We start from the raw sequence: 4,516 nt of genomic DNA, 5'->3' as shown, positions 1-4,516 counted from the left end.
GAGTTTTAGTGAAAGCCTGTGCTCGTGTCAGTAAATTTTACAGTTAAAGGTGTTTTTCCTGAAGGTGGAGACGCAGAGAATGCAGCAGTAGGTTTATCTATCACTGTTATATAGTATGTTTTTGTTACTGTATTACTGCCTCTAGCATTCTTGACTGTTAAGCTAACGGTATATTTTCCTGCTTTTGAATACTTATGCGTTGGATTCTGAGCGAATGAACTTGAACCGTCTCCAAAGCTCCATTTCCATGAAGCTGGTGATCCTGCGCTCTTGTCAGTAAATTTTACAGTTAAAGGTGCTTTCCCTGAAGTTTGGGATGCCGAAAAAGCAGCAACTGGAGCTTTCAACTCGTTTGCAACAATATAGTTCTTTATTGTTTTAGTGTCACTACCCATAGCATTTTTTACTGTTAAGCTGACAGTATAGTTCCCTGCTTTACTGTAAGTGTGTGCAGGATATTGAACTGTTGAATATGTGCTATCTCCAAAACTCCATTTCCATGAAGTTGAAATTCCTGTATTCTTATCAGTATATGGAAATGGTGTACTTTTGTCAGTAAACTGAACCTTTAGTGGAGCTTCTCCTGAAGTTGGAGCTGCCGAAAAAGTAGCAATTGGAGCTTTAAAAGGCACTGTCGTGTTTTCGTCAGTAATAATAATAGTCATATGAACCCATAACTTCTGACCACAACAACTATTCCTGGTGGTCATACAACTAATATAATAGCCATTCTTTGAAAACGTATGTACCGGATTTTTTAGTGATGGAGTAATATTTGTGCCTTCGAGAGAGGTTCCATCTCCAAAGTTCCATCTGACATATGTCTCATTACCTTTTGAGAGATCCTTAAATTGTACTGTTCGTGGATCACTTGAAACTGCTACCGCTGTATAATCAATATAACTATTCCCGCAGGAGCAGTTTACCCGGGCTGTTGCTGGAGGATTTCCTGCACCAAGAGGGGTTGGGAATACAGTAACTGTTGCAGAAGCAGTAGACGTGAGAAAGAAAATGAGTATTAAAAAGATTGGTAAGGACTTCATATCTTAACTGTGTTAAAGGATATATTAAATTTTGGATATAGTGATGAGAGAGTCGTAAAGATCTGGAGTTTCTAATCAATCATGTATAGCCATCGAGCTTCAATTCTACAAATTTATAACAGAATAAATAATTTAATAATTATGCCGTGAAAATTGACCAAGTTATAGGTAATCTTGAACTTTTACGACGCTATCTTACAAGCTGTCCGACAATTACCTTCAGTAATAAAAGAACCCCTTCTTTTTTGATTTAAAGATCTTATTTGTTTTTTTTAGCACTTTTTATTACTACCAATAATTGCTGAACAGCCTGTAAAGAACGAGGTATTCGTGACACTCTGTGCTCCCAATGTAATAAACTGTACCGATTTACGAATTGTAAATACGAATAAAGATCATGATTCTTAATGAGTATGACAGCACAGTCCGATTCTTGAACCCACAAGTCTTTTTGTGTACTCATCAGAAGGTGAGAGCATAACGTCGTGGGAATTCCCCATCTCGACAATCTTTCCGGAATTCATAACGGCTATCCTGTCAGCAATCTTCAGTGTCAGGGAAAGATCATGTGAAATATATATCATTGCAAACCCTCTCCTGTTCTGAAGGCCCTTTAGCAGACGCAATATATTTGCAGAGGTTGAAACATCCAGAGCCGACGTTATCTCATCGGCAATAAGAAGTTTTGGTTCCATAACCATTGCTCTTGCAAGTGCAACTCTCTGCCTCTGCCCGCCGCTGAGTTCACCGCAATATTTGCTGAGGAAATTGTCAGTACTGGGAAGACGAACAAGTTCAAGGGCACTTTTAACCATTTGCAGTCTATCTCCATTGGACCCGATATTATTGATATAAAGAGGCTCCTTGATTGCATCAAGCACAGTAAACCTGTTGCTGGTTGAATTGAATGGGTCCTGGAATACTATTTGAATGCCATTGAACCTGCTTCCATAGCTTTCCCCGACAACATTCCTGCCCATAAACAATACCTCTCCACACTCGGGCCTAATTACATTTGCAAGGATATGTGCAAGTGTTGACTTTCCCGAACCAGTCTGGCCGACAATTGCAAGAACCTCTCCTTCCCTCACTTCCAGATTAACATTATCAACTGCCTGAAGATATTCTTTATTAGGTAGACGATATCTGAAACGCAGGTTTTTAGCCACCAGAACGTCTGCTATACCTCCTCTATGGCATGCAATTTCCCTTCCATCTCCTATCGGCGTCAGAACCGGGGAAACTTTACTGCAGATATCGATTTTTTGTGTACATCTCGGGCTGAAAGGACAGCCCTTAAATCCGTCCCCTGCAGGTGCATCGCCGGGAATTCCCCATAAATCTTTATAAACAAAAATATCCGGGGTCGAGTGGACAAGGCCCCTTGTATAAGGATGACGGGGAGATACAAGAATATCCCTTACAGGCCCGGTTTCAACAACCCTTCCTGAATACATAACAGCAATCCTGGATGCCACAGAAGATACAAAAGTGATATCATGAGAGATCATTAACATCGTATACCTGTTATTCTTCTGAAGGTCGACAAGAAGGTCTCTGATTTCCTTACGGGTAAATGCATCAAGGGAAGAAGTAACTTCATCGAGAATCAGCAATTTCGGGTCGCATGAAAGAGCCATCGCCAGAAGAACCCTCTGCCTCATACCTCCGGATAGCTGATGCGGATATGAATCCATCCATTTAGGATCAAGGCCAACCGTCCTGAACAGATCCGCACATTTACTCTGTGCTTTCTCAGGGCTGATATCAAGGTGCTTTATCATCGGTTCCATTGCCTGAATGCCCACTTTCATAACAGGGTTCAGCACCTCAAGGCTATTCTGAAAAACTATTGCAATATCCTTCCATCTGAATTTGTTCATTTCAGGTTCAGGCAAAGATGAGATTAGCTCATCCCTGTAAAGAATTTCCCCGGAAATAGCTGTATTTTCCGGTAATAGCCCCATAATCACGAGGGCAACGGTGGTCTTACCACTGCCGGATTCTCCAACAATACCCAGAATTTCTCCTTCTTTAATCTCAAAAGAAATACCATCAACAGCCTTAATGGTATCAACGTCAGTTAGATAGTGGCATTTAAGATCATTGATTTTAAGCAGATTCATAATCATAACCCTTTTTCGTCCCTGACTTTTTTCCCTCTCAATAATCCACTCAATATCAGGCTCTTACTCCTGTTCATCCGCCCCTGAGTTCACTCCTGCTTTTTTTGCAAAAACCATTCTTGACCCCTCTTTCATGTCCAGGGTCCTGAAGACTTCAAGTCCGTAGTCTCCCAGCATCCCGATATATTCATTGAAGGGCACGCTATTTTCGAAGCAGTATCCTGTACTACCTTTCTTTGTGTCTTCAAAGGTCCAAAGGTTCCAGTCCAGGCTGAAGAGAGGGTCTGATTTCGTATTTTCATCCGGGACCTGCAGAGTTACGAAAACCCCACCATCGTTCAGGGCTGAAGCAATTTTAGGAATAAGTTCGGGAGCCTTGCCACCAGGGTTAAAGGATGAGAATATAAGGTCGTACCCGGTTCCGAGTTCATCTTTAAAGAAATCACCGGGAATTACGTTCACATTGGAAGCCCCGTATTTTTCAATGTATTGCTTCGTCTTTATGGTTACCTGGGGAAGGTCAAATACAAAAGCTTTTAGCTGCTCGTTCATTTTAGCAAAAGCAATAGAATAGAGCCCGTGCCCTCCTCCCATGTCCAGAAGTTTTCGAACCTTTCCTAAATCAACGTTTTCCATAACCGTCCTGACGGTTTCCTGGAGCAGTCCACAGCGGGTGTTTTCAGCCATGCAACTGATAATCTCCCAGAAAAAGGGACCTTTATCGACAACTACAGGCCCATTCTTCATAAGCTCGGGCAAACGGGCCCAGAGTACAGCGTTCCTGGACATTTCGGAAAGGTATTGCTGCTGGGAAAACTGACTTTCTTTAAGGAGATATGTAGCGGTAAGTTCCGAATTCACATACCTGGGCAAAAACGTGCTTTTTTCAACTTTTTCTTCTCCCTCTTTTTCTTCTCCCTCTTTTTCTTCTCCCTCTTTTTCTTCTCCCTCTTTTTCTTCTCCCTCTTTTTCCGTCATCTCTTCCTCAACGATCTCCTCAAACCTGTCCAAAAGCCCGAGACTGACAAGAGCTTCGCAGAAATGGGGAGTTAACACCGGATCGAGCCCTATTTTTTCGGCAAGTTCACCTGCCTGAAAGGGGGTTTTCAGAGCTTCAAACACCTCAAGTTCAAGAGCTGTAAAGATCAACCTGTACTCTTTCAGTCCCCTGGTCGAGTTTTCCATGGTCTTGACGAAACGGTCTACACCCACAGCCGGAGTGTCCATTAGCTCGTTCTTTACTTTCATGTTCAATCTCCTTTTACGCTTTTTTTTTCGTAAACCAATTGGAAATAAATTGGAAGTTAATTGGAAATTAATTGGAAATAAATTGGAAATAAATTGGAA

The 4,516-nt window shown here is 41.7% G+C and carries 3 protein-coding genes; all 3 read right to left on the bottom strand.

From position 1 onward, the window contains the following. Positions 1–5 precede the first annotated feature (5 nt). Positions 6–1,043 carry a PKD domain-containing protein gene (locus A9239_RS18190; protein ID WP_255361922.1) on the bottom strand — a complete coding sequence of 346 codons (1,038 nt, stop codon included), beginning with the start codon at positions 1,041–1,043 and terminating at the stop codon, positions 6–8. 404 nt (positions 1,044–1,447) lie between these two features. Further along, on the bottom strand, positions 1,448–3,169 hold the full coding sequence (locus A9239_RS07595; RefSeq protein ID WP_048123053.1) for an ABC transporter ATP-binding protein: 1,722 nt from the start codon (positions 3,167–3,169) through the stop codon (positions 1,448–1,450). 63 nt (positions 3,170–3,232) lie between these two features. Continuing rightward, positions 3,233–4,417: a methyltransferase gene (locus tag A9239_RS07590; RefSeq protein WP_048155005.1), complete on the bottom strand. Its 1,185-nt coding sequence runs from the start codon at positions 4,415–4,417 to the stop codon at positions 3,233–3,235. Positions 4,418–4,516: the final 99 nt, after the last annotated feature.

The sequence above is a fragment of the Methanosarcina sp. A14 genome (assembly GCF_001729375.1).
In the GTDB taxonomy this organism is placed as follows: Archaea; Halobacteriota; Methanosarcinia; order Methanosarcinales; family Methanosarcinaceae; genus Methanosarcina; species Methanosarcina barkeri.
Note: the sequence above shows the minus strand (reverse complement) of the source record. Positions and strands in the feature narration are given on the sequence as shown.